The organism is Segatella copri, assembly GCF_003465495.1.
In the GTDB taxonomy this organism is placed as follows: domain Bacteria; phylum Bacteroidota; class Bacteroidia; order Bacteroidales; family Bacteroidaceae; genus Prevotella; species Prevotella copri_G.
In genome coordinates this window covers 14,165-37,641 of the sequence record NZ_QSAV01000039.1, presented here as the reverse complement: position 1 = coordinate 37,641, position 23,477 = coordinate 14,165, and the positions used below count along the sequence as shown (strand labels likewise).

The window sequence follows — 23,477 nt, the reverse complement described above, 5'->3', positions numbered from 1 at the left end:
AACGAAAAGGGTGCGCCATAGACTTATGACACACCCTCTTTTTGTTTGTTGAAACCATTATATAATCATGAAATCACTCATCACATCATCCGATATGTAAAGACCTTCCCGAGTGAGGGAGAGCTTGCCGTTCTTTATTTTCATCAGTCCCCGGCTGATATGCGACTGGGCTTCCTGGAGCAGTCTGTCTGCCAGTTCTTTTCCGAATTCCTGCTCCATCTTCATGAGGTTTATTCCGTCGCTTGTTCGCAAGGCGGTTGTTATCAGATCGTTGTATCGGGTGAAAATATCTAGCTGTTCACTCTCAGAAGGCAGAATGCCATCGCCGATGCTTCGAATATAAGTCTGGATATTTTCGATATTCCAGCTGCGCTGCTTCCTATTGTAGGAGTGGGCGGCTGCTCCTATTCCGATATATGGTACCTCGTGCCAGTAACTGCTGTTGTGACGTGAACGGAAGCCCGGACGGGCAAAATTGCTGATTTCATAATGTTCGTAGCCTGCTCCAGTAAGCTGGTCTATCAGGGTTTCATACATCTTGCGACTGGTTTCTTCATCTATTTCGCTAATCTTTCCCTGTTTCAGCATATGGTAGAGGGGCGTTCCCTCTTCGTACATCAGACTGTAGGCAGATATGTGTTCCACATCCAGCTGTATGGCGTGCCTGATATCGCTCATCCATTGGGAAAGAGATTCTTCGGGGAATCCGAACATCAGGTCGATACTGATATTGCGGATGCCGATGTTACGGAGTCGGGTGACGGCTTCTTCTACCTCTCCGGCATTATGACGGCGATGCAGAAAGCGTAAACGCTCGTTACAGAAGGTCTGTGCCCCCATGCTGATGCGGTTGATGGGGAGTTGCTTCAGCGTTTCACAGAAATCGCCGGTTACATCGTCCGGATTGCATTCCATCGTGATCTCCATATTCTCTGCCAGCGTATAGTTTTTTCTGATAGCAGAGAAAATCTGGTTGAGTTGGGATTCGTTGAGCTGACTCGGGGTTCCACCGCCCAGATAGATGGTTTCGATAGTTTCATTGCTTCCGAGAGCGGCTTTTGCCGGGCGCATCTGCATCTCCCGGCAGAGAGCATCAGTGTAATCATCCCTTAACTTGAGGGAGGTGGTACTGTAAAAACCGCAGTAGATGCACCGGCTTTCACAAAAGGGGATATGTATGTATAGTCCTGCCATATTTCTGAACTTCTTTTTCTATATATAATAAGGTGTAAAGACAAAAACATGTCTAAACAAAGTGCAAAAGTACTAATATGTTTTAAAAAACAGAAGTTTTTTGCCCAAAACTTTTGGCAATGTGCGATTTTTTTTGTACTTTAGTAGCATGAAACAGAAAAACCGGTGGTTTGACTGTGGATTGCAACTAGCAAATTTAAGTATAACCCTTAAAAATCTATAAGCGTCATGAGAGTTTATCAGACAAATGAGATTAAAAACATTGCGCTGTTGGGCAGTGCGGGTAGCGGCAAGACTACACTTGCCGAGAGTATGTTATTTGAAGCAGGCGTTATCAAGCGTAAAGGCTCTGTAGAAGCGAAAAATACGGTGAGCGACTACTTCCCAGTTGAGTTGGAATACGGCTACTCTGTGTTCCCTACAGTTTTTCATGTAGAGTGGAACAACAAGAAGCTTAACATTATAGATTGCCCAGGTAGCGATGATTTCGTGGGAGGCGCCATTACTTCACTCAATGTTACCGATCAGGCAGTTATCCTTATTAATGGTCAGTATGGTCCAGAAGTAGGTACACAGAACAACTTCCGTTATACAGAGAAGTTGGGTAAACCTGTTATCTTCCTGGTAAACCAGCTCGACTCAGACAAGTGCGACTTTGATAATATCATAGCCACCATGAAGGACATTTACGGTTCTAAGTGTGTGCAGATACAATATCCTATCGAGACCGGTTCAGGCTTCAATGCTCTCATTGACGTCTTATTGATGAAAAAATATTCCTGGAAGCCTGAGGGCGGTGCTCCTATTATTGAAGATATTCCAGAAGAGGAAATGGAGAAAGCCATGGAACTTCATACGGCTCTTGTTGAGGCTGCAGCCGAGAACGATGAGGGACTGATGGAGAAGTTCTTCGAGAGCGAGAGTCTGACAGAAGATGAACTTCGCGAGGGCATCCGCAAGGGATTGGTTACCCGTAGCATCTTCCCTGTGTTCTGCGTTTGTGCAGGTAAGTCGATGGGCGTTCACCGCCTGATGGAGTTCCTGGGCAATGTGGTTCCTTTCGTAAGCGAGATGCCGAAACTGCATAATACACGTGGTGAGGAAATTACGCCAGACAGCAATGGTCCTGAGAGTGTTTACTTCTTCAAGACTGGTATGGAACCTCATATCGGTGAGGTTAGCTACTTCAAGGTGATGAGCGGCTCTATCAAGAATGGTGACGATCTGACTAATGCAGATCGTGGCTCCAAGGAGCGTATCGGACAGATTTATGCCTGTGCGGGTGCCAACCGTGTGCCTGTAGAGCAGTTGAATGCCGGTGATATCGGCTGTACCGTGAAGATGAAGGATGTGAAGACCGGCAATACCCTTAATGGTAAGGGAGCTGAGTGGCGTTTCGACTTCATTAAATATCCTAACCCTAAGTATTCACGTGCTATCAAGGCTGCCAATGTTCAGGATACAGAGAAACTGATGGCTGCACTCCTGAAGATGCGCCAGGAAGACCCTACTTGGATTGTTGATCAGAGCAAGGAATTGCGCCAGGTAATCGTAAGAGGACAGGGTGAGTTCCATCTCCGTACGCTGAAGTGGCGTCTGGAAAACAACGAAAAACTCAATGTGACTTTCGAAGAGCCACGTATTCCTTATCGTGAGACTATTACCAAGAAGGCTCGTGCTGACTACCGCCATAAGAAACAGAGTGGTGGCTCTGGTCAGTTTGGTGAGGTGCATCTCATTGTTGAACCATACGCAGAAGGTATGCCTGATCCTACGTCATTTACCTTCAACGGTCAGGAGTTCAAGATGAATATCAAGAGCCGTGAAGAGGTTAGTTTGCCATGGGGTGGTAAACTGGTATTCCTCAACTCTGTGGTTGGTGGTGCCATTGATGCCCGCTTCATGCCAGCTATTCTGAAGGGTGTTATGGACTGTATGGAACATGGTCCGTTGACGGGCAGTTATGCACGTGATGTACGTGTCATCGTTTATGATGGTAAGATGCACCCAGTAGATAGTAATGAACTTTCGTTCATGCTTGCTGCCCGCCATGCGTTCAGCGATGCCTTCAAACAGGCTGGTCCGAAGATTCTGGAGCCTATCTATGATCTTGAGGTTTATGTGCCTGCTGATTTCATGGGTGATGTGATGAGTGATCTCCAGGGACGTCGTGCTCTCATTATGGGTATGGACAGCGAGGCCGGTTACCAGAAGCTGAGTGCCAAGATTCCTCTGAAGGAACTTGCCAGCTATTCCATCTCTCTGAGTTCATTGACAGGTGGACGTGCTTCATTCACCACCAAGTTTGCCAGCTACGAGTTGGTTCCTTCCGACATTCAGAGTAAGCTGATTGCGGATCATGAGGCTGAATTGGAGAAGGATGCTGAATAGCAATTGTTAGGTTAGAGAAAAATCTCTCTTATATAAATTAAAATTTTATGTTGATATGACCAATATGGGGAAGTGTGCATGTGATATGTATACTTCCTCTCTTTTTTTTATGGAAAATGAAAATATAGTTTTATATACGAAACTAAAAATACAGAAAAATGTTAAAAACTAGAAAGAGTAAATAATTAATTAACGATTTTAAGTTAACTGATTAAGAAATTTCTTATCTTTGCCCCCATGAAGAAGAAAACGATTTGGACCATAGCCATTATCATGGGCTTTTCGTTCCTTGCGCTGCTGTACTTGCAGCTCAGTTACATCCAGGAGATGGTAAACATGAAGAAGGAACAGTTTGACGAGTCGGTCAACAGAGCCCTGTATCAAGCTTCAAGAAATTTGGAGCTTAATGAAACTCTGCGCTATCTCGAAAAGAATGTCAACGAGACAGAACGTAAGGCCAATAAAGATAAGAACAAGGGAACGGCAGTTTATTCAACTTTCGAGCTGAAAACAAATGCCACACATCCTGGCAATATGCCGAAGGCGATGATACTGCGCAGCGATAAGAATTCGCTGACAGAAACACAGAAGTCGCTTCAGGAAATCGTGAAGAACCGCTATGTCTATCAGAAAGCGTTGCTGGATGAGGTGGTATATTCTATCCTTTATTCGGCATCAGACAAGCCGCTGAAGGAGAGAATCAACTTCAAACAGCTCGATCAGGACCTCAAGGCTGAGATGATGAATAATGGTATCAACATACCTTATCATTTCACCGTGACTACTCAGGATGGACGAGAGGTTTACCGCTGTCCTGACTATACGGACGAGGGTGAGGAATACAGCTACTCACAGGTGCTCTTCCGCAACGACCCACAGTCGAAGATGGGCGTAGTAAGGGTGCATTTCCCGGATATGAACAGCTATATCTTCTCCAGTGTGCGCTTCATGATTCCTAGTGTCATCTTCACGCTGGTACTGCTGATTACCTTCATCTTTACCATTGTGGTCATCTTCAGACAAAAGAGATATACAGAGATAAAGAACGACTTCATCAATAATATGACCCACGAACTGAAAACGCCGATAGCCAGTATCAGTCTGGCAGCGCAGATGCTCAATGATACCTCGGTAGCAAAGAGCGAACAGATGCAGAAACATCTGGGTAACGTGATCAACGATGAATCGAAGCGCCTGCGCTTCCTGGTAGAAAAGGTATTGCAGATGAGTATGTTCGACCGCAAGAAGGCGGTGTTCAAGAAGAAAGAACTCGATCTGAACGAGATGGTTGAGAATATTGCCAATTCCTTCTCGCTCCGCGTTGAGCATACTGGCGGAAAGGTCTATACCGATATTGAGGCTATCGATTCGGGACTCTATGTTGATGAGGTACATTTCCAGAATGTCATCTTCAATCTGATGGACAATGCCGTGAAATACCGCAAGCCAGACGAGCCGCTTAACATTACGATGAAGACCTGGAATGATGAAGAGCATCTGTATCTCTCAATCACGGATACCGGTCTGGGTATGAAGAAGGAGAATCTGAAGAAGATATTCGACAAGTTCTACCGCGTACATACAGGCAATGTCCATGATGTGAAGGGATTCGGACTGGGACTGGCTTATGTCAAGAAGATAGTAGATCTTCATGATGGTGAAATTAAGGTAGATAGCGAATTGGGAAAGGGCACAACCTTTACCATCAAGTTGCCGGTGATTCACAGTTAAGGCTTGAAGAAACAGAATAAAGAATTAAAAGAATATTAATAATTTTAAAGAATAAAGATATGGAAGAGAAAATTAAAATCTTGCTTTGCGAGGACGATGAAAATTTAGGTATGTTGCTTCGCGAATATTTGCAGGCAAAGGGATTTACTACAGTTCTGTGCCCTGATGGCGAGGTAGGTTATAAGGAATTCAATAAGAATAAGTTTGATATTGCAGTACTCGACGTGATGATGCCAAAGAAGGACGGCTTTACCCTGGCACAGGAAATTCGTCAGACCAATGCCGATCTCCCAATCATCTTCCTTACTGCCAAGACATTGAAGGAAGATATCCTTGAAGGTTTCAAGATTGGTGCTGATGATTATATCACCAAACCATTCTCTATGGAAGAATTGGTATTCCGTGTAGAGGCTATTCTCCGCCGCGTACGTGGCAAGAAGAGCAAGGAGTCTACCATGTATCACATTGGTGACTTTACCTTCGATACACAGAAGCAGCTTCTTACCATTGGTGAAAAGCAGACCAAGCTTACCACCAAGGAGAATGAACTTCTTGCTTTGCTCTGTGCTCACTCTAATGAAATTCTGCAGCGCGATTTTGCTCTGAAGACCATCTGGATTGATGACAATTACTTCAATGCACGCTCAATGGATGTTTATATCACCAAACTCCGTAAGCATTTGAAGGACGATCCTCAGATTGAAATCATCAATATTCATGGTAAGGGATACAAACTGATAGTTCCTAACGAAGATTAAATGATTCTGTAATTGGGAAAAGATTCCCAAAGATATAAAAGGATAAGTCGATGACCGGCTTATCCTTTTTTTAATGAATATACAAATCCGGCTATTCCCGCCAGAATGAAAAAGAGGCCAGCGAAGAGTACGCTGTTTCCCTGAATGGAAAACGCAAAGCTGGCCACCATCAGCAGGACGCCTAAAACGATGAAAGCCATGCCCATAGATGGTAGGGTATGGAGCAGAGTAATCAGTTTCTTGTTCATTTTTGCCATATTCTTTACAATTTAGAGGTTGTTTTTATACTATTAACAATTATTTTGTGCAAAAGTACGAAAAATATTTGGTTAATTCAAGAAAAAGTCGTAATTTTGCACCGCAATTCGTGAAAAGGCTGTGTTTCCGCACACATTTTCCGGTTTGCATGAGAATTTTTATATTAATATTTAATCATTTAAAGTAGTATGAATCAATACGAAACCGTTTTCATTTTGACTCCCGTTTTGTCTGATGAACAGATGAAGGAAACGGTCGCTAAGTTCGAGAAGGTACTCACCGATAATGGTGCTGAGATTCTGAACAAAGAGGCTTGGGGTTTGAAGAAGTTGGCTTACAACATCGAGAAGAAGACATCAGGCTTCTACAGCTTGGTTGAGTTCAAGGCTGAGCCAACTGTTATCGCTAAGCTCGAAACAGCTTATCGCCGCGACGAGAAAGTAATTCGTTACATGACTGTTAAACTTGACAAGTATGCTGCCGCTTACGCAGAGAAGCGTCGTGCAAAGCTTGGTAAAAAAGAGGAGGCTTAATCATGGCAGATCAGAAATCAGAAATCCGTTATTTGACTGCTCCTTCTATCGACACAAAGAAGAAGAAGTATTGCCGTTTCAAGAAGAGCGGTATTAAGTACATCGACTACAAGGATCCAGAGTTCTTGAAGAAGTTCTTGAACGAGCAGGGTAAAATCCTTCCACGTCGTATCACAGGTACATCTTTGAAGTATCAGCGCCGTGTAGCACAGGCTGTAAAGCGTGCTCGCCAGATCGCTTTGCTTCCTTACGTAACCGATTTGATGAAGTAATTTAAGGAGGATAAAGAAGAATGGAAATTATTTTGAAGCAAGATATTATCGGTCTTGGATATAAGAACGATATCGTAAATGTAAAGAGTGGTTATGGTCGTAACTTCCTTATCCCTACAGGTAAGGCTGTTATCGCATCTCCATCTGCTAAGAAGCAGTTGGCTGAGGATTTGAAGCAGCAGGCTCACAAGCTTGAGGCTATCAAGGCTGAGGCTGTTAAGAAGGGCGAGGCTCTCGAGGGCATTGTTCTTACTATTGCTGCTAAGGTGAGCGCTACTGGTCAGCTCTATGGCTCAGTTAACGCTGCAACTGTTGCTGAGGAACTCGCTAAGAAGGGCATCGAGGTTGATCGCAAGATCATCACTATGAAGGATGCTAAGAAGGTTGGTGAGTACGAGGCTACTGTACACTACCACAAGGAGGTTGAGGTTAAGGTTCCAGTTAATGTTGTTGCTGAGAACGCTCCTGTTGCAGCTCCTGCTGCTGAGGAGGCTCCAGTTGAGGCACCTGCTGAGGCTGCAGTTGAGGAAGAGGCTCCAGCAGCTGAATAATCCTAGCTCAATCAATTTGTATGAAGTACGATATTTTTCGCACTGTAAAGCAAATTAATATAAAGATCCCTTTTGCCGAAAGGCATTAGGGATTTTTTTTATGCCTGTTCCGCATTCAGAATGGAAAGTTTTTACCATTCTTGTAGTAATTTAGAATATATAACTTTATTTTTTGATATTCTCTGCTGATTCTCAGAATTTTATTGTACCTTTGCAGTCGGATTCAAAGAATTCATGTATATTGCAGGAATATTTATTATAAACTTAAAAAATAATAGGATAAAATGAAAGCATTTGTTTTCCCTGGACAGGGTTCTCAGTTCGTAGGTATGGGTAAGGATCTCTACGATAACAACGCATTGGCAAAAGAACTTTTTGATAAGGCCGACGAGATTCTCGGCTTCAAGATTACTGATATCATGTTCGCCGGAACCGACGATCAGTTGAAGGAAACCAAGGTTACCCAGCCTGCTGTATTCCTCCATTCTGTTATCTCTGCTCTTTGCCTGGGTGAGGAGTTCAAGCCAGCTATGGTTGCAGGTCACTCTCTCGGTGAGTTCTCTGCATTGGTTGCTGCTGGTGCTATGGCTTTCGAGGATGGTTTGAAACTTGTTGCTGCCCGTGCCAACGCTATGCAGAAGGCTTGCGAGGCTAACCCTGGTACCATGGCTGCCATCATCGGTTTGCCAGATGAGAAGGTTGAGGAAGTCTGCGCTGAGGTGAGCACAGAAGGCAATGTGGTAGTTGCTGCTAACTACAACTGCCCTGGTCAGCTCGTTATCTCAGGTAACGTAGATGCTATCAATGCTGCTTGCGAGAAGCTGAAGGCTGCTGGTGCTAAGCGTGCATTGCCTTTGAAGGTTGGTGGTGCTTTCCACTCTCCATTGATGCAGCCAGCTAAGGATGAACTTCAGGCTGCTATCGAGAAGACTACATTCTCTGCTCCTAAGTGCCCGGTTTACCAGAATGTAGACGGTAAGCCTCATACTGATCCAGCTGAGATTCAGCAGAACCTCATCGCACAGCTTACAAGCTCTGTACGTTGGACCTCATCTGTACAGGCTATGATTGCTGATGGTGCTGATGACTTCACAGAGTGTGGTCCTGGCAAGGCATTGCAGGGTATGATTGGCCGCATCGACAAGAATGTTGCCGCTCATGGTATTGCTTAATCAACAATAACACTATTCAACGTTTTATCTTTTCAGCAAAGGCGTTGTTGGAAAGGTAAAACGTTTCATTTTTTTTAGTAAAGCCGCTAAATGAAGGAAAAAGTTATTATATACCAGGTTCTCCCACGACTCTTCGGAAATCAGAATACAACCTGTAAGGAAAATGGTACCATCGAAGAGAATGGTTGCGGAAAGCTGAATAATTTCTCTGATGAAGTTTTGGCTAGCATCCACGATATGGGATTTACACATATTTGGTATACGGGTGTGATTCGTCATGCCACTCAGACAAACTACTCTTCTTATGGAATTCCTACTCAGCATGCAGAGGTAGTGAAGGGAAAAGCAGGTTCGCCATATGCTATTACCGACTACTATGATATCGATCCAGACTTGGCTGTGAATGTCAGTATGCGAATGAAAGAGTGGGAGCAGCTGATAGAGCGTACTCACAAGGCAGGTATGAAAGTAATCATGGATTTCGTTCCGAACCATGTAGCCCGAGAGTATCATTCCATTTGCAAACCAACAGGTGTACGGGATTTGGGAGAAGATGATGATCCGAACATGCACTTCTCTACCAGGAATAATTTCTATTATGCATGGGGCGATTTGGATTTGAATGAAATCCGTCAATCCAAACCAGAGTTCAAGGCTTTTTCTGCGAAAGATGCCAAGATTTATGAACCTTATACCGAGAGCCCAGCCAGAGCTACAGGAAACGACCGGTTTGATAACCATCCTGGCTGTAACGACTGGTATGAGACCGTGAAGCTCAATTATGGTGTAGATTACTGTGATGCAGGAGGCAGAAGCTATCATTATGAACCAGTGCCAAACACATGGGGCAAGATGACAGATATCCTCCTCTTCTGGGCAAGCAAGGGTGTAGATGGCTTCCGCTGTGATATGGCAGAAATGGTGCCAACGGCCTTCTGGGCATACGCTACAGGAATATTGAAGGCGAAGTATCCTCATATCGTTGTTATCGGCGAGGTTTATGATCCTAACCAGTACCGCAACTATGTAAAGGCTGGTTTCGATTATCTTTATGACAAAGTAGGAATGTATGATTGCCTGCGTGGCGTGGTTCGTGGTGAGCGTCCGGCAGCCAGTATCACTCACGAGTGGCAGGTAGTGGATGATATCCGCGATCACATGCTCTATTTCCTTGAGAATCATGATGAGCAGCGCATCGCCAGCGATTTCTTCTGTGGCTCAGCCATGAAGGCGATTCCTGCTGCAGCCATGAGTCTCTTCTTCCAAAAGAATCCTTTCATGCTTTACAGCGGTCAGGAATTCGGCGAGAAGGGAATGGATAAAGAAGGATTCAGCGGCACGGATGGCCGTACCACGATATTCGACTATTGGAGTCTGGAAACTCTGGCGCATGCCTATCAGGATTCATCTGACTCGGCATTGAGTCAGGAGCAGAAATATCTGGCAGCCACTTATCGCCAGCTTCTTCGCTTCGCCAATGAAGAGAAAGCCATCCGCGAGGGTGAGACCTTCGATTTGATGTATGTGAATCCGGGTTCTGAGAATTTCGATCCCCGTACCAATTTCGCCTTCCTTCGCAAGAAGGATGATGAAGCCATGCTCATCGTACTTAACTTTGCTCAGGAGGCGCGCCAGTTGCAGGTTTGCATCCCTGGTCATGCTTTCGATTTCTTCCATATTGCTGAAGAGGAGGTGCTGGTAACAGAACTGTTCTCGGGTGGCAAGAAGAAGGTTGAATTGAAGAAGGATGGCGTATTCCCGATATCAATGGATGCTAACGGAGTAAGAATCTATAAATTCAATGTCAAGATGGAGGAAAGTGATATCATATTGAATGAGCATCATAAGGAGGAGTTCCCTCCTGCTCATACGGCTGAGCATCTGCTCAATCAGTTGATGGTTCGCCTGTTTGGCTGTGAGCGCAGCCGCAATGCACATATTGAGCGCAAGAAGAGTAAGATGACCTTCGTAGTCGATCACAAGCCTACCCGCCAGGAGGAGAAGGAGATTGAGACGGAGATGAATCGTCTGATAGAGCTTGATATGCCTGTTACTTACGAGTTTGTGGATCGTGACCACATTCCGGCTAACGTCAAGTTAGACCGTCTGCCGGATGATGCGAGCGAGACCTTGCGTCTGGTTCGTATCGGTGATTATGATGTTTGTCCATGTATCGGCAAGCATGTCCGTTCTACCGCCCAGATTGGCAAGTTCGTATTGCTTGGTACCAATTGGGATGAGCATGCGCATTCTTTGCGTATCCGCTTCAAGATTGTTCAGTAAAATATAAAATAAGTAGCAATGGAGTAGTAGCCATTGCTGCTTTTTTCTTTTATAATTACTGCTTTCTTCTTTCCTTTTCTTTCGTGCACATAAAAGTTTTTTTTCTTGAAAAAGTCTCAAAGTCTCATTATTCGTGTTTAAAAATGCTATATATGGTTGATATATAGTGGTTTATAAAAATGATACTTTTCTGTTTATTTTACAAAAAGTATCATAGAAGTATCATAAATTCAATAGAAGTATCATAAAACTCAGGTAAGTTGCTTGCAAAAAAGCCTTTTTTGAGGATTTATGTCTAGAAATACAGGCACAAAAACTAAGAAATGTCTAGTATTTCAGTTTTATAGAGTAGTTAGGAAAGTAAGCACATTGGCTGGTCTCTTAGTGCCCGTCACACGGGCACTAAGGGATCAAGTGACGGGTATCGATAGACCAAGTGTTGGGTACTCGTTGCCCGTACTGCGGGCATTGAATGCCCATTTTATGGGGTAAATTTTGGGCATTATTTTGAGCAAGCAAATTGTAGTTTTTCTATATTTAGTTGACTATAATTTCGTGTTTTCTTTTGATGCATCATGGTGATTTAATGATACTTCTATGGAATTCATGATACTTCTATGATGCTTCTTTGTAAATATATTTGGAAGTATCATTTTGTAATCCGTTATGTATCAGTGATATACTTGTAAATAATGATACTTTGAGACTTTTTTCAAGGAAAAACATTTATGTGCGAGGATAAAGGGATGGGCGAATCTGCGTCATTTGTAAGCGACTCCTCGCATCATTTTCCTGAAAAATGATAGTAAGTTAGAAAATAATCTCTTGAAAGCTTGCCAGTCTCATTTCTTTTTCTTATTTTTGTACCCATAAATATCAGTATATTGAAGGTAAAGGCTGATATATGGGATAAATATCATTATAATGATAGATAAATTAATAGAAGATTATGGCAGATTTATATGAATATTCTACTCCTGAGTTGGTACGCTTGCTGGGAATGAGATTCAAGGAATATAGAATGCGATGCAATCTCACCCAGAAAGAGGTAGCCGAGCTTACTGGGCTTGGCTTGACCACCATCCATAAGTTTGAGAATGGCACTGCGGGCAATCTTTCGCTAGCCACTTTTCTCCTCTTACTGAAGGTGGTGGGGCAGATTGATGCCATCAATGATGTGCTTCCAGAACTTCCTCCATCTCCTTATCTGATGAGAAAGGATGAGAAGAAGGCACAGAGAATTCGTCATACTAAATAATAACTGGTTATGGTAAATATGTTGGGAATAACAGCCGTCTCTTTGACGATAGCTTTACCATGAGCTTTATTAATTATGGAAATAAAATCATCCATTGTGCAATGTACTTTTTGTATATCAGCTATATCAACGAATCAACAAACTTTGCTGAAAGCCTAGGTGGTAGTGGCGATACTAAGGATTGGGGACATGAGAAGGATGAAGATAAGATAGAATGGATAAGACGATGTTTGCGACAGGCAACGAAGATGGTGAAGCCAATAATAAAAGGAGACTAAGACGATAGAAAGCTATTAGGGAGAGGAAGTATGTCAAACACACCTCTCCATAATACTTTTAACACGAGCAAGTAGTTTTGCTATTTAACATATCAGGAACTGACATAATCAATAATCGGGTACTGTATCTGCTTGTATCCAAACTATAATAATGCAGTATGAATTTGACTCTCAATATAAGCAAAATGCTAAATACGGCTTGATTTTATCCTTTTTACGTATGTTTTCGTTGATTTATTGTGACTTTTTCTTTTATTCCAAGATTTTTGGCTATTTTTGCAAGACAAAGTACTGTGTGTGTTATATAATCAATGTAACTTACATTAGAAATTAATTTAAAGAGATTATTATGGCAATATTTTATCCTTCACTTGAAAAGATTTCAAAGTTCAAAGTCTCAGCTACTGCTGGGGAGTGGACACTTTTAGAGTTTCTCAAGAATTGCTTAGATGATTCTTTTGAAGTCTATTTCAATCCATTTTTAAATGGTGACAGACCTGACGTGCTCATTATGAGAAAGGGATATGGCGTAATGATTATAGAAGTAAAAGATTGGAACTTAAGCAATTTTTGCTTAAACGAGAAGAAGAAGTGGATATATACCAAATAATTCTATCGTAAAGTCACCTATTGACCAAGTCTTGAAGTATAAGAATAATCTTTATGATCTTCATGTTGAAGATTTATTGCAAATGAAGATAAGAGATTTTCGCCATTTCAATATTGTTGCATGTGCAGTTTACTTTCATTGTGCAAGTCAATATGAACTTGAGAATATGCTTATAAAGCCATATAAAGATGACAAAAAATATCAATCATTCCTAACATACAATATGGATTTTATTGGAAAAGACGGACTCAACGAAGAGGATTTTATTAATCTTCTTAAGAAACGACGCATTGTTGCAAAATATCCTTCTTGGCTATTTACGGATGTTTTGTATGAAAACTTTAAAAGATTATTATCACCAGCGGAACATTTAAAAGCAGAAGGTAAACCATATAAATATTCTGACAAACAAAAAAATATTATATATTCAACAAATTTAGAGCAAAGAGTACGTGGTGTGTTTGGGTCTGGAAAAACTACAGTCTTAGCAGCTAGAGCTGTGCAAGCATACAAACGGGCTTTGTCACGTAATAACACCCCACGTATATTAATTTTAACTTACAATATTACGCTCAAAAATTTTATTCATGACAAACTTAATCGCGTTGATGAAACCTTTCCACTGGAAAGTTTTATCATTATCAATTATCACCAGTTTATAAATGCAGAACTCAACAATCTAAATATTGAAATGGAAATTCCAGAAGGAATGGATAAAGTTCATATATCCGACTATTTAGAAAAAATGTATTATGGGAATGTTCAATTGTTTAATGAGCATAAGAATCAAATAGTCAAATATGATGCTGTCCTCATTGATGAGATACAAGATTATCACAGATCTTGGATGGAAATTATCAAAAATTTCTTTAGAGATCCTCAAGGGGATTATGTGTTATTCGGAGATGTTAAACAAAACATTTACGGACAACCTACCCTCCAGAAAGATGTTGTAACAAATGTTCGAGGTGTAAATGAATTAAAGTATTGTTTTCGTTCTGATTTTAAAGTAAGAGATCTTGCACAATCATTTCAAAAAAACGTATTTGGTGACAAGTATGATACTGATGATTTCTCAGAAAATGGAAGTTATGATTTTTTTGGTCAGCAACAGCAAAAAGAAGGCTATATAAACTATATGTATCTTCAGGACAAAGATCATATTAGATCTTTATATAATATTATACGTGGAAATATACTGAATAAAGCAGGAAATATATCTCCTAATGACATAACAATACTGGGATTTACAACAGGATTGCTCAGAACATTTGATGCTTACTACAGATATGCATGCAGAGAAAAAACCAATAGTATGCTCGAAACGATAGAAACAATGTATATGAGTAACCTCAATTATATTGGGAAAAATAATGATAAAAATCCAAACACAGGATGGTTTAACAACATTACGGAACATCTGAAGAAAAAATTGTTTGTCAAAAGAACCACTCTTTATGATACTGATATAATTAAACTAAGACAGCATATTGCTATCTTATTTACAATCTATGACCTTTTTGTATCTTATCCAGAGAATTTTAGAGAAAGGTTAATTGAAGAATGCGATAAATGTGGCATTAGTATTGACGCACTAATCGCTTTCAGAAAACACTATGAAGAAATTTTAACTCAATTCAAAAAAGAAGTTTATAATTCAAATTATAAGAGTATAAGAGATAACAAGAAACTCCATTTTTGGATGAATAGTGGTACTATAAAAATATCCACAATTAATTCATTCAAGGGATGGGAAAGTGAAGTCGTCTTTCTTATACTCGAACCGAAATATGACAAATCCACAACTTTTAATTTATCTTTTGATGAGTTGTTATATACTGGAATGACCCGGTGCAAACGGAATCTAATTGTGATAAATTTCGGCAATGAAGAATATGACATGAAAATTCGCCCTTTGATAGATAACGTAAATCATTAATGTTTGTCCAATAACATTGAGTGAAAAGGTAAAATCCAAGCAAAGTAGAAATCTTATAGTTGACGATTAGATTATTCTAAGCTCCAAGGAAGGTGGTGTTACCCCACCGCCTCCCACCTTGGGATTTCGTAGCAAAGGTAACAATTCTATTTCGGAAAATGTTTTATTCGACAGATAAAATGTGATTTTATGGTCTGATTTAACACTATTAAATATAAATATGTCAAAGAAATCTACTTTTGCGCGAATTTTCTTGCTCAAAAGTTTGTATTATCAATAATTATTTGTACCTTTGCAGCAACAGAATCCGCCACGCTTCCCATTTGAACAGCGAACCAGGGCGGGTCTTTTGCTTTTTATGGGTACATTAAGATTATACACTAAGCAGGCTCTTTCTATTTCGGAACAAATAGAACTACTAAAAAGTAGAGGCTTAAATATTGCTGATTCATCCAAGGCTGAAAAATTTCTTGGTGAGGTCAGCTATTTTCGTTTTGTTCAATACCTTCGTCCTATGGAGGAAGACAAAACTACACATCAGTTTAAGCCTAATAGTAGATTTGAAGATGCCGTAGCTCTCTATAACTTTGATATAGAGTTGAGAGATTTGATGTTCAAGGCTGTTCAACGATTAGAGATTGCTTTGCGCACAAAGATTATACAAGAGTTCTCTTTGGCACATGGACCATTTTGGTTCTTTGATACAAGCCTTGCTGACGATGAGCACAAGTTTATTGAGAATATGAACTCCATAGATCGAGAGCTTCAGCGTTGTAAAGAGGACTTTATCAAGGAACATAGGCGCAACTATGACAAGCCGATATTCCCTCCTGCATGGAAAACGCTTGAACTGGCATCTTTCGGTACGCTTTCAAAACTCTATTACAATTTCGGTGACAAGAAGTTGAAGAAGCGTGTAGCTCGTCAGTTCAATCTTCCACAGCATGAGGTGTTGGAAAGTTGGATGCGTAGTGTAACTGTCCTAAGAAACTGTTGCGCTCATCACTCACGACTTTGGAATCGTTATCTCTCCAATGCTCCACAAATGAATGCCTCTTTGCGTGGTGCATGGGTGAACATAGAAGGTGTTGATGCGAACAAAGTATATGCTATAGCCTGTTGTATTGCATATTGGCTTGATTCTATGGGATATGGATTGGACTTCAAGAATGAGCTCAAATCCTTACTCGTTTCTTATCCACAGGTAGATCCTGCAGCAATGGGATTCCCTGAAAATTGGATTTCCGAGCCCCTATGGAGATAACTTTATAGATAAAATACAAGTAAGCTTATGCCTAGTAAAAACTTGCAGGAAACATTATAAATGAAAAACAGCCAACTTTCAAATATGCTATTGAAGGTTGGCTGTTTTTTCTTGCTCAAAAGTTTGTATTATCAAAGATTATTCGTATCTTTGCAGCACGAGAACCCGCCAAGCCTCTCAACGATGCTCAAATGTGCGGGTCGTTTTTTAAGGCCGTTACCGCCCCGTTTCAAGCATGTTTTGTTGAATTGCGGTTCTATTTTTGCAGTGATATATTGTTAATAATCAGAAAAATGCTTGTTTTCTGAAATATTATCTGTATCTTTGTACATTAATTATTAAGAGTAAGATTATGGCTTCAAAGAGATATCCTTTGGGAATACAAACGTTCTCCGAAATCGTGAAGGGGAATTACTTCTATGCTGACAAGACGGCTATCGTCTATCAGTTGGCTCATTATGCCAAGTTTCATTTTCTGAGTCGCCCACGTCGATTCGGAAAATCCTTGTTTGTATCTACTCTCAAGGCCTACTTTGAAGGTAAGAAAGAACTGTTTAAGGGACTTGCCATCGAACAGATGGAGAAGGAGTGGACGGCATATCCTGTCATCCACCTGGATCTGAGCTGTGGTAAATATTATAGTTTGGAGAATACATATTCAATTCTAAACGGAATACTAGAAGTAGAAGAGAAAAAATATGGTTTAAAAGTTAATCCAATAGATGAGAAGTCTTTTGGAGGTCGTCTTAAGAACATCTTGCTTGCAGCAGCTGCTCAAACAGGTAAACAAGTTGTTGTTCTCATAGACGAATATGATGCTCCTATGCATGATTCTGTCAGTGACGAAGACTTGCAGAAAACCATCCGCAATATCATGCGAGATTTCTTCAGCCCCTTGAAGCAGCAAGAGGGAAACATCCGCTTTGTATTCATCACAGGCATCTCCAAGTTTAGCCAGCTCAGCATCTTTAGCGAGTTGAACAATCTCAAGATTCTCACGTTGAAGGATGAATACAGTAGCTGTTGTGGTATAACCAAGAGTGAATTGACTCAGTATTTCCGTGAGGGTATCGAGGAGATGGCTGAGCATAATGGACTCACTTATGAGGAGACCTTGCAGCAACTCAAGCAGCATTATGATGGCTACCATTTCAGTATCAATAGCGAGGATATCTTCAATCCTTACAGCATTATCAATGCTTTGGATGATAAGGAGTTTAATAGCTATTGGTTTACATCTGGTACGCCTACGTTTCTGGTGGAGTTGTTGCAGCAGAAGAATTTGGATATGCTCAATCTGGACGATCTGTGGATACAGGCATCACGTTTTGATACACCTACGGAAAAGCTTGCTGATCCTATTCCTGTCCTTTTCCAAAGTGGCTACCTTACCATTAAAGGATATGAGAAGAAAGGCAAGTTGTATCATCTCTGTTTCCCAGATCAAGAAGTAAGACAAGGTTTCTCGGAAAGTCTCGTCAGGTATTATTCTGCGCAAGACATGAACAGATATGATGCCATCGTGTATGCTTATTCCAAGAATGTGCTCATCAATGATGACATGGAAGCTTTTATGCCTCATTTGAAGGCATTCTATGATAAGTTTTCCCATATACGATTATCAACAATAATGAGCGTCACTATCAAGCCGTGATATTCACCATCTTCACCATGCTTGGCGAAGATGTGAAGGTGGAGCATACCACTTCGGATGGAAGAATAGACCTTGTGCTCAAGACGGATAAGAGTATCTTTATCTTTGAGTTGAAATATAAGAAGTCTGCCGACATCGCCATGGCGCAAATCAGCGATAAGAACTATGCCAAGGCTTTTGCCGATGATGGGCGAAAGGTTGTGAAAGTGGGTATTAACTTCTCGGAAAACCAGCGAAGTATAGAGGATTGGGTGATAGAATAAATGAAATAGAAGAAAGTTGGTGACCTTCATCAGGTGTATATCACCACACAATTATAGATAAAAATATAACTGAACAGGGGCGGTAACTCGATTTTTAAGGCAGTTACCGCCCCATTTCAAGTATGTTTTGTTCTTTTGTACAGTCGCAGAACTTAGATAATCACCGCCGTTCCGCTGCATGTTACCATCAGCATGGAACCGCTCTTTCCTACGGTTTCGTAATCCAGGTCGATGCCCACGATGGCGTTGCAGCCCAGAGATGCGGCACGGTCGGCCATCTCTCTGAGGGCTGTATCCTTAGCCTCGCGGAGGGTGCTTTCGTAAGAACCGCTTCTGCCGCCGATTACATCACGGACACTGGCAAAGAAATCCTTTACAAAGTTGGTACCGATGATGGTTTCGCCGGTTACTACGCCACGGTATTCACGGATAGGGTGGCCTTCTATGGTTGGAGTGGTACTCAAAATCATAGTCTTTTCCTTTCTTTTTTATGTTATTATCAATGTTATTTATAGCTTAGACGATAAAAGTAGAGAAAAGGTTGCAGAAAATCCAAAATAATTGTTACTTTTGCATCTGAAATATAAATATTTATAGGTTATATGAACAAGAGATTGATGTTTTCGGCAGCACTCGTGATGGCGCTGCTTTCGGCAAACGCTCAGAAAAGGGCGTTTACCATCGAGGATTTGTACAGGGTGAAGGGCGTATCTTCGGTGAGCCTTTCGCCTGATGGTAAGACGGTTTGCTATACCGCCAGTTCTTCTGACCTGAAGAACCAGAAGTCTGGCTCCGACATCTACATCATGAATGCGGATGGCTCTCACGCCAAGGCTCTTACCGAGGATGGAAAGAGCAGTTCTGCCGTATGGAGCAAGGATGGAAAGAGTATCTTCTTTACTAATTATGAGAAAGGGACGGCTCAGATCTTTCGCATGGATCTGACTACCTGCGAGACGGAACAGGTAACTGATTATGAGTTGGGTATCGGTAGTCCTGTCATCTCTCCGGATGAGCGATACATTGCCTTTACCGCAGAAGTATATCCCGACCTGGGGGCTGATGCCAAGGCTAACAAGGCCCGGATGGAGAAAAAGGAGCAGGGACCTGTACAGGCGCATATCGCCGACAAGTTGCTCTACCGTCATTGGACGAGCTATAATGATGGCAGATGCAATCACCTTATCCTTTTCGACACACAGACGAAGACTTACAAGGATCTGACTCCGGGCAATTATTCGCTGATATTCGTGGTTGGGGGTGGAATCACCTATCAATTCTCTCCTGACAGCAAGGAGATCTGTTTCGTATCCAATCATGATGAGCATCAGGAGGCTAGCACCAATGCCGACCTGTGGACGGTATCTGTGAATGGGGGAGAACCGGTCTGCATCACGAAGGAGAACAAGGCTTGGGATGGTACTCCAGCCTATTCGCCTGACGGCAAGTATATCGCTTACCGCTTGCAGCAAGTGCCTGGTTATGAGTCTGATCGCTTCCGTCTTGCTATCTACGACCGGGCTGCAAAAAAGTCTACCGTCCTGACAGAGAAGTTTGACAACTGGGTAGATGATTACAAATGGGCTCCCGACAGCAAGAGTATCTTCTTCCTCGGTCAGGTACAGGGCGCTGAGCCGCTCTACAAGCTCGATATAGCCAGAAAAACCATCTCGCCGGTATTGACGGGCAAGGCCATCTCGGAGTTTGATTTCGACAATAAAGGTATGGTATATTATACCTATAGCACGACAGGCAAGCCATCGGCTCTCTATCGCCAGCAGATGAAGAAGTGGAATGGAACTCCTGTAGCCAGCGGCAAGGAACAGCAGATTACCTTCCTCAACCAGCAGTTGGAAGATGAAGTGGATATCCGTCCATCTGAGAGTATCTGGGTAGAGGGTGCTGGTGGCGACAAGGTACAGGTATTCATCGTGAAGCCACACAACTTTGATGCCAGCAAGAAATATCCGCTTATCATCAATGTGCATGGCGGACCACAGATGCAATGGATGAATTCCTTCCGTGGCGACTGGCAGGTTTATCCTGCTGCCGGTTACGTGGTGGCTTATCCTAATCCTCACGGTTCTACGGGATATGGTCAGGCTTTCACCCGTGCCATTTCCGGTGACTGGGGCGGAAAGGTATTTGAGGATGTGATGAAGGTTACCGATAAATTGGCAACCCTGGAATATGTTGACTCCACGAGGATGGGAGCGATGGGATGGTCGTATGGCGGTTACATGATGAACTGGCTGCAGGGACATACCAAGCGATTCAAGTGTCTGGCTTCCATGATGGGCGTATATGACTTGCGCTCTATGTGGGGCAGTACTGAGGAAGTATGGTTTCCTAACTTTGAGTTAGAGGGACAGCCTTATAATTCCGATCTCTACGAGAAGTGGTCACCATCCTCATACATCAAGAACTTCTCAACACCAACCCTAGTGATGACAGGTGAGCTGGACTATCGTGTACCGTATACCCAGAGTTTGCAGTATTTTACAGCCTTGCAGACCCTGAACATTCCTTCGCGACTGATAGTCTTGAAGTATGATGGTCACTGGCCAAGCAACCTGAAGTCGATGCCGCTCTATTACAACGCGCACCTCGACTGGTTCCATCGTTATCTCGGCGGTGCTCCTGCACCTTGGGATACAGAGAAGATGGTGAATAATCAGATAGAGTACTAAAATGCCCTATATATAAAAGGTGTAGAAAAACAAAATAAAAAAGCTCCATTAGCAATCAGATGCGAATGGAGCTTTTTTCTGATAATTAAAAACTTACTTTGTTTCCTGTTCTTCCTGCATATCCAGATACTGGTTGTCCTTGTCGTAGAATTCGTACTGGAGGAATGCCAGTTTCTGTGAAGGAATCACATTGAAGCCGAAACCATACTTAAACTGCCATCTGCGCTTCAGGGAAATGAAACCCTTGTTGATGAAGGCAGCCACGTAAGGATTCACATACAAAGTGAATTTCTTGACGCCAATCTTGTTGACTAGGCGGTCGATTTTTCTTTCCAACTGGTCGGTGAAGAGGATGCTCGACTTAATCTTGCCCGTACCGAAACAGGTAGGGCAGGTTTCATCTACATTCACATCCATAGCCGGACGTACACGCTGGCGTGTAATCTGCATCAGTCCGAACTTGCTCAATGGCAGGATGTTGTGCTTGGCACGGTCCTTTTGCATGTTCTTGCACATGCGTTCATAGAGCAGCTGTCGGTCTTCGGCAAGATTCATGTCGATGAAGTCGACAACAATGATACCTCCCATATCTCGGAGGCGCAATTGTCTAGCCAACTCATCAGCAGCGCCGAGGTTAACATCCAGTGCATTTGCTTCCTGACCTTTCTCACGAGTTCTGTTACCACTGTTTACATCGACAACATGCAAGGCCTCGGTGTGCTCGATGATGAGATAAGCACCGTGCTTGTAGTTAACAACACGACCAAAGCCAGCTTTAATCTGCTTGGTAATGCTGAAATTGTCGAAGATAGGCACCTTACCGGTGTAGAGCTTAACTATGCCCGCCTTTTCAGGGGCTATTAGAGAAACATAGTTCTTCACCTCGTTCATCACATCTTCGTTGTTCACGTAGATGTTCTCGTAAGATGGGTTAAACAAGTCACGCAAGAGAGCAACGGCTCTTCCGGTCTCCTCGAATGCAAGTTGCGGGCGCTGCTGGGTCTTCTGTACCTTGGCGATAGCATCCTCCCATCGCTTCACCAGGACTTTCAGCTCAGCATCGAGCTCAGCGACCTTCTTACCCTCAGCCACAGTGCGGACGATAACGCCGCAATTCTTTGGTTTGATGCTGTGAATGAGTTGTTTGAGTCGAGAGCGTTCTTCACCGCTTTTAATTTTCGACGAGACAGAAACTTTATCACCGAATGGCATGAGTACCAGGTATCGGCCCGCGAATGAGATTTCGCCTGTGAGTCGAGGTCCCTTGGTAGAGATTGGTTCCTTTACGATTTGTACCAGCACTTCCTGTCCTGCTTTGAGTACATTCTGTATGCTGCCGTCCTTTTCCAATTCAGGCATTTTGCTGGCTTTAGAGAATGGGAAAAGTTTCTTTCTGTCGCTCTGTACTTGTTTAAGGTACTTCAGGTAGGAATTAAAATGACTTCCTAGGTCAAGATAATGAAGAAAGGCGTCGCGTTCATAACCTACATCCACGAAGCAGGCGTTAAGACCCGGCATCAGTTTTTTTACCTTTGCGATGTAGATGTTGCCCACAGAGAACGATGCCTCACGAGGTTCGTTCTGGTATTCCACCAGCTGCTTGTCCTCCATGAGTGCGATAGAGATGTCTTTCTGTTGGACATCAATTACAACTTCGCTTGTCATATCTTCAATAATCTTTTAACTTTAAATTAATACAAAAAAAGGGTATGTCATTCTATATCAGAACTGACACACCCCCTCAGTCACGAACTGACCGAGAGCTATAGTAGACTAGCTACAATGCTAGCTTACTTGCTCTTATGTCTGTTCTTACGTAATCTTTTTTTACGCTTGTGAGTAGCCATCTTGTGGCCCTTCTTTTTCTTTCCGTTTGGCATGATTTTAAAATTTTAAAATATTGTTATTATAAAAAATGATATTTCTCTCTTCCTGTCCAGCAGTATTACTGAGCGTTCTGCATCTCCTCGATGAAGCTCTTTGATGGCTTGAAGCTTGGTAAGTCGTGAGCTGGAATGGTGATGGTTGTATTCTTAGAGATGTTACGGGCAGTCTTAGCAGCACGATGCTTGATGTTGAAGCTGCCGAAGCCACGCAAGTATACATTGTCCTTCTTTTCGATGAGGCACTTCTTAACCTCTTCCATAAAAGCCTCTACTACAGTACCTACTTCTTTCTTAGGCATACCAGTAGCGATAGCTACCTCATTAATGATATCTGCTTTGGTCATTTCTTTATTTTTTACTAATTTTACTTGTTAATCTTTATTTCGGTGTGCAAAGATACAAGTTTTTTATGATATAACAAAATACTTAAGGCTTTTTTTGCAAAAATAATGCTCTAAGTATTTGCATATAAGGTTTTTATTGCGTATTTTT

At 42.1% G+C, this 23,477-nt stretch carries 20 protein-coding genes and 1 pseudogene; 16 read left to right on the top strand and 5 right to left on the bottom strand.

Annotated features, from left to right (window positions below):
- Positions 1 to 57 precede the first annotated feature (57 nt).
- Positions 58 to 1,194: a radical SAM family heme chaperone HemW gene (gene hemW, locus DWV53_RS11485; protein ID WP_022121910.1), complete on the bottom strand. Its 1,137-nt coding sequence runs from the start codon at positions 1,192 to 1,194 to the stop codon at positions 58 to 60.
- A gap of 228 nt (positions 1,195 to 1,422) precedes the next feature.
- On the opposite strand from hemW, the gene DWV53_RS11480 reads away from it, so the two are divergent.
- From DWV53_RS11480 to rprY, 3 genes are all read left to right on the top strand, one after another.
- Entirely contained in the window at positions 1,423 to 3,585 is a 2,163-nt protein-coding gene (locus DWV53_RS11480) for an elongation factor G (RefSeq protein ID WP_006847394.1), read from the top strand.
- 237 nt (positions 3,586 to 3,822) lie between these two features.
- Positions 3,823 to 5,316 (top strand): sensor histidine kinase, encoded by a 1,494-nt coding sequence (locus DWV53_RS11475; protein WP_006847395.1) that lies wholly within the window; start codon positions 3,823 to 3,825, stop codon positions 5,314 to 5,316.
- A 59-nt stretch (positions 5,317 to 5,375) separates the two neighbouring features.
- The gene (gene rprY, locus DWV53_RS11470) at positions 5,376 to 6,074 is read left to right on the top strand and encodes a response regulator transcription factor RprY (RefSeq protein WP_006847396.1); all 699 of its coding nucleotides are present in this window, start codon (positions 5,376 to 5,378) and stop codon (positions 6,072 to 6,074) included.
- A 59-nt stretch (positions 6,075 to 6,133) separates the two neighbouring features.
- On the opposite strand, the gene DWV53_RS11465 is transcribed toward rprY, so the two are convergent.
- Positions 6,134 to 6,331 (bottom strand): hypothetical protein, encoded by a 198-nt coding sequence (locus DWV53_RS11465; RefSeq protein ID WP_118153981.1) that lies wholly within the window; start codon positions 6,329 to 6,331, stop codon positions 6,134 to 6,136.
- 189 nt (positions 6,332 to 6,520) lie between these two features.
- Between DWV53_RS11465 and rpsF the strand changes: the two genes are divergently transcribed.
- The 12 genes from rpsF (at position 6,521) to DWV53_RS16175 (ending at position 18,409) form a co-directional block, all read left to right on the top strand.
- Entirely contained in the window at positions 6,521 to 6,865 is a 345-nt protein-coding gene (gene rpsF, locus DWV53_RS11460) for a 30S ribosomal protein S6 (protein ID WP_006847398.1), read from the top strand.
- Positions 6,866 to 6,867: 2 nt separating this feature from the next.
- Positions 6,868 to 7,137, top strand: a complete 270-nt coding sequence (gene rpsR, locus DWV53_RS11455; RefSeq protein WP_006847399.1) for a 30S ribosomal protein S18 — start codon at positions 6,868 to 6,870, stop codon at positions 7,135 to 7,137.
- Between the two features lie 20 nt (positions 7,138 to 7,157).
- Positions 7,158 to 7,688, top strand: a complete 531-nt coding sequence (rplI, locus tag DWV53_RS11450) for a 50S ribosomal protein L9 (RefSeq protein WP_118079290.1) — start codon at positions 7,158 to 7,160, stop codon at positions 7,686 to 7,688.
- 284 nt (positions 7,689 to 7,972) lie between these two features.
- Positions 7,973 to 8,860, top strand: coding sequence for an ACP S-malonyltransferase (gene fabD / locus DWV53_RS11445; protein WP_118153978.1), 888 nt, complete (start codon positions 7,973 to 7,975; stop codon positions 8,858 to 8,860).
- A gap of 90 nt (positions 8,861 to 8,950) precedes the next feature.
- Positions 8,951 to 11,143: an alpha-amylase family glycosyl hydrolase gene (locus tag DWV53_RS11440; protein WP_118153975.1), complete on the top strand. Its 2,193-nt coding sequence runs from the start codon at positions 8,951 to 8,953 to the stop codon at positions 11,141 to 11,143.
- A 949-nt stretch (positions 11,144 to 12,092) separates the two neighbouring features.
- Positions 12,093 to 12,401: a helix-turn-helix domain-containing protein gene (locus DWV53_RS11435; protein ID WP_118153972.1), complete on the top strand. Its 309-nt coding sequence runs from the start codon at positions 12,093 to 12,095 to the stop codon at positions 12,399 to 12,401.
- 101 nt (positions 12,402 to 12,502) lie between these two features.
- The gene (locus tag DWV53_RS15795; RefSeq protein ID WP_153073203.1) at positions 12,503 to 12,679 is read left to right on the top strand and encodes a hypothetical protein; all 177 of its coding nucleotides are present in this window, start codon (positions 12,503 to 12,505) and stop codon (positions 12,677 to 12,679) included.
- 349 nt (positions 12,680 to 13,028) lie between these two features.
- Positions 13,029 to 13,289 carry a nuclease-related domain-containing protein gene (locus tag DWV53_RS16180; RefSeq protein WP_259318976.1) on the top strand — a complete coding sequence of 87 codons (261 nt, stop codon included), beginning with the start codon at positions 13,029 to 13,031 and terminating at the stop codon, positions 13,287 to 13,289.
- A gap of 82 nt (positions 13,290 to 13,371) precedes the next feature.
- The gene (locus DWV53_RS11425; protein ID WP_259318975.1) at positions 13,372 to 15,228 is read left to right on the top strand and encodes an AAA family ATPase; all 1,857 of its coding nucleotides are present in this window, start codon (positions 13,372 to 13,374) and stop codon (positions 15,226 to 15,228) included.
- Between the two features lie 514 nt (positions 15,229 to 15,742).
- Positions 15,743 to 16,492 (top strand): Abi family protein, encoded by a 750-nt coding sequence (locus DWV53_RS11420; RefSeq protein WP_229775085.1) that lies wholly within the window; start codon positions 15,743 to 15,745, stop codon positions 16,490 to 16,492.
- 352 nt (positions 16,493 to 16,844) lie between these two features.
- The gene (locus DWV53_RS11415; RefSeq protein ID WP_118153966.1) at positions 16,845 to 18,146 is read left to right on the top strand and encodes an ATP-binding protein; all 1,302 of its coding nucleotides are present in this window, start codon (positions 16,845 to 16,847) and stop codon (positions 18,144 to 18,146) included.
- Positions 18,143 to 18,409: a PD-(D/E)XK nuclease domain-containing protein gene (locus DWV53_RS16175; protein WP_118153963.1), complete on the top strand. Its 267-nt coding sequence runs from the start codon at positions 18,143 to 18,145 to the stop codon at positions 18,407 to 18,409. The genes DWV53_RS11415 and DWV53_RS16175 overlap by 4 nt, the downstream gene beginning before the upstream one ends.
- Positions 18,410 to 18,561: 152 nt before the next feature.
- Here DWV53_RS16175 and DWV53_RS11405 read toward each other — a convergent pair whose 3' ends face one another.
- A complete protein-coding gene (locus tag DWV53_RS11405; RefSeq protein WP_117587376.1) occupies positions 18,562 to 18,879 on the bottom strand; it encodes a heavy metal-binding domain-containing protein in 318 nt (105 codons plus the stop codon).
- A 132-nt stretch (positions 18,880 to 19,011) separates the two neighbouring features.
- Between DWV53_RS11405 and DWV53_RS11400 the strand changes: the two genes are divergently transcribed.
- Positions 19,012 to 21,099, top strand: a complete 2,088-nt coding sequence (locus tag DWV53_RS11400) for a S9 family peptidase (RefSeq protein ID WP_118153960.1) — start codon at positions 19,012 to 19,014, stop codon at positions 21,097 to 21,099.
- 93 nt (positions 21,100 to 21,192) lie between these two features.
- Here the strand turns inward: DWV53_RS11400 and DWV53_RS11395 are convergent, their stop codons facing one another.
- Positions 21,193 to 22,764: an Rne/Rng family ribonuclease gene (locus DWV53_RS11395; RefSeq protein WP_118153957.1), complete on the bottom strand. Its 1,572-nt coding sequence runs from the start codon at positions 22,762 to 22,764 to the stop codon at positions 21,193 to 21,195.
- A gap of 280 nt (positions 22,765 to 23,044) precedes the next feature.
- A pseudogene (locus tag DWV53_RS11390) lies at positions 23,045 to 23,341 on the bottom strand (HU family DNA-binding protein); the annotation flags it as partial.
- Positions 23,342 to 23,477: the final 136 nt, after the last annotated feature.